General features: G+C 59.1%; 3 protein-coding genes and 1 tRNA gene. 2 read left to right on the top strand and 2 right to left on the bottom strand.

The features are described from left to right. Together ACXWUF_RS21210 and ACXWUF_RS21205 are read right to left on the bottom strand one after the other, a co-directional pair. On the bottom strand, nucleotides 1–416 hold a 416-nt coding region (locus tag ACXWUF_RS21210; protein WP_458496540.1), incomplete at its 3' end, for an MBL fold metallo-hydrolase. Nucleotides 417–473: 57 nt separating this feature from the next. Next, entirely contained in the window at nucleotides 474–1,037 is a 564-nt protein-coding gene (locus ACXWUF_RS21205) for a lipid-binding SYLF domain-containing protein (protein WP_458496539.1), read from the bottom strand. 273 nt (nucleotides 1,038–1,310) lie between these two features. Between ACXWUF_RS21205 and ACXWUF_RS21200 the strand changes: the two genes are divergently transcribed. Together ACXWUF_RS21200 and ACXWUF_RS21195 are read left to right on the top strand one after the other, a co-directional pair. Then, nucleotides 1,311–1,386, top strand: a tRNA-Thr gene (locus ACXWUF_RS21200). Between the two features lie 469 nt (nucleotides 1,387–1,855). Beyond that, nucleotides 1,856–2,935 (top strand): tyrosine-type recombinase/integrase, encoded by a 1,080-nt coding sequence (locus tag ACXWUF_RS21195; protein ID WP_458496538.1) that lies wholly within the window; start codon nucleotides 1,856–1,858, stop codon nucleotides 2,933–2,935. Nucleotides 2,936–3,146 lie beyond the last annotated feature (211 nt).

Genomic DNA, 3,146 nt, shown 5'->3' with positions numbered 1-3,146 from the left:
AACGCCACATGGCCCGGCGTATGACCGGGGCAATGCAACACTTCAAGCGTCTCCGCACCGAAGCTCACGGTGTCGCCTTGCTCCAGCCAGCGGTCGGGCGTGAACCCATCGGCCAGCGGCAAACCGAACATGGCGCATTGCTTGGGGAGATCGTCGATCCAGAACTGGTCTTCCCGGTGCGGGCCTTCAATGGGCAGCCCTAAGCGTTTCGCCAGTTCCGCCGTGCCGCCGACATGGTCCATGTGGGCGTGGGTCAGCAAGATTTTCACCAGCCGGACGCCAGCGGCTTCGACTTCTTCCAGAATCTGCTCGATGTCGCCGCCCGGATCGACCACGGCGGCTTCGCCGGTTTTCTCGCAGCACAGCAGGGAACAGTTTTGTTGGAAGGCGGTGACGGGGATGATGGTGATTTTCATGGAGGGTCAGTTATTCGTTGTTTCGGTGGGCACGGGTACGTGCCTGCCCGACCAAATTCAAGGGGTAATCCGGGTAATCTTCGAGCCTTGCAAACCCAGGCCCGCCATCAAGCCTTTCTGCTCGAATACGAAGGCGTACACATCGTTCTTGGCGGTGGTGGTCGTCAAGTTCTTGGCGACCCCGGCGTCCACCAGGACGACGCTGGGTCCGACGCCAATTTCAAAGCCGCCAGTGTTGTTCAGATAGTCGATGGCGCTTTGGGTCATGAAGAACATGGCGTAGTCGTAGGACTGCACGCCCGCTTGAAGGCCATAGGAACCGGCGATGAGGTTGTAATAACCCACCGTCCGGTCGCCCCGGCGCATGGCACCCGTGCCATATTCCGCTCCGCCGATGAAGCCCAGCTTAACGACGCTGGGAAATACCAGGATGGCCTTGGCTTCCCGCGCCAGAGTGCGGACGGCGGGCGTGCCGTCGTAGAGATTGCGCAGGGCGATGTCCACTTCCCGGTCGATCCGGGCGGCGGTGGCGGGGTCGCCGGGACTCAGGCCCGGCGTTTGGCAGGCAGTGAGAAAGGCGAGGGCAAACAGGAGCAGGGCGAAGAGCGGCTTTTTATTCACGGTGGCACCGAGTTGAGGTTGTGGAGGTGTGTTTTTTAAGATTCCCCCGGTGGGCGGCTCCGTTGGAGAGCCTATAAGGCTGGATATGGTAGACCAATCAGGCGGTGGATTAGCCAGATATGGAGCGCGCATGATTCCGCTTGGCCCGCTCCGGGGCGCTTGTGAGTCCAATCAAATGATTGAGAAGCCGACATTTTTTGAATACAATCGCGGCCCGATTCGGGATTTAAGCGCAAGGGACCATCCCTTCGTTCAAATCCCCAGATTTACCTGGCCGGTGTAGCTCAGTCGGTAGAGCGGCGCATTTGTAATGCGCGGGTCGTGGGTTCGAATCCTATCACCGGCTCCAATCAAATCAAGCCCTTAAGCGAAAGCTTAAGGGCTTTTTTATTGCCTGTGGGGCACTGGTGGGGCACTCGACCGCAACACATGACAGCAAAACCACCCCGGTTTCTTGCTCACTGAATTCAGTTCCAGAATTCCTATTTCGAGAGTGCGCGAACACCTCAAGCGCCCCTTCGCTGCCCCATCATTTCGAGCAATTGCCCCTTAATCGCCCTTTTTGTGGCGACATTAATCTTAAGTCAATGATTTAAATTAATAAATAAACCAAGACTACCGCATTACGTATTCTATGTTGCGGTTTTTGGTGCTTTGTTGTAGCCTTTTGTTGAGGGTGGGCCGAACGTGTCGTTACCACGTCCGACCCTGACCCGCACACCTTGGGGCACAAGGTGGGGGCCGTCCACATTGTACCGAACCGACCGCCCGTGCCTATGCCCCGAGCTTGAACCCGCACCAGCCATAAGGGGCACGACATGGCAAACATCGAAAAACGCACCACGCAAGACGGGAAGACGGCCTACCGGGTGAAGGTCCGGCTGAAAGGCTATCCCGCACAAACCGCCACCTTCGACCGACTGACCGACGCCAAGAAATGGGCTTCCGCGACGGAAAGCGCCATCCGGGAGGGGCGGCATTTCAAAACCACCGAAGCCAAGAAGCACACCCTAGCGGAATTGATCGACCGCTATACGCTGGATGTGCTGGCGAAGAACCCCAAAGCCGCCGGGGACCGAAAACACCATTTGCAGTGGTGGAAAGACGCCATTGGTGCCTATGCCCTGGCCGATATTACGCCCGCCTTGCTGGGTGAGTGCCGGGACCGGCTCATGAATGAAGGCCGCGCCAACGCCACCGCCGCTAAATATCTCGCTGTGTTGAGCCATGCTTTTTCGGTAGCCGTGGGCGAATGGGGCTGGCTGGAAATTTCGCCCGTGGGCAAGGTGAAAAAGCCGAGCCTGCCCCGTGGCCGGGTTCGCTTCCTGTCCGACGAGGAACGCGCCCGCTTGCTTTCTGCGTGCCGGGAATCCTCGAACCCGCTGCTTTATCCCGCCGTGGTGCTGGCCCTGTCCACCGGGATGCGGGCCGGGGAAATCATGGGGCTGTACTGGCGAGACCCGAAGCACCCGCCCGAGCATCGTGCCTGGGGCGTGGTGGACGTGCCGGGCGGGCGGATCGTGCTGCACTTGACCAAGAACGGCGAGCGCCGCGTGGTGCCCTTGGTGGGGCACGCCCTGGATTGCGTGAAGGAACTCGCCAAGGTGCGCCGCTTGGATACCGACCTGCTGTTTCCCGGCAAGGCGGACCCGTCCGAACCCATCGACTTGCGACAACCATGGGAAAAGGCGCTGGAAAAGGCCGAGATTCACGACTTCCGCTTTCACGACCTACGCCATAGCGCCGCGTCTTATCTCGCCATGAATGGCGCTAGCTTGGCGGAAATCGCCGAAACCTTGGGGCACAAGACCTTGCAAATGGTGAAGCGGTATTCCCACCTGTCGGAAGCCCACACGGCTTTCGTGGTGGAGCGGATGAACGCCAAGATTTTCGGCTAAATCGGACAGAACCATTCAACCCTGACGCCGGGGCGGGTTTATCCCTCCCGGCGTTCCCGTCAATAAAAAAGTATAGTGGACCCCGTTTTCCGGACAGTCATTTAAGATGGTGACGGGCGAGAACGTGGAGTCCGGAGTGAGCGAGAAGAAACGCCAGGTATTCAGCGGTGAGTTCAAGGCCAAAGTCGCCTTGGAGGCGATCCGGGGGGTG

The sequence above is a fragment of the Methylomagnum sp. genome, assembly GCF_054333355.1.
The sequence above is the reverse complement of the archived record's forward strand: the minus strand, read 5'-3'. Positions and strand labels throughout refer to the sequence as shown.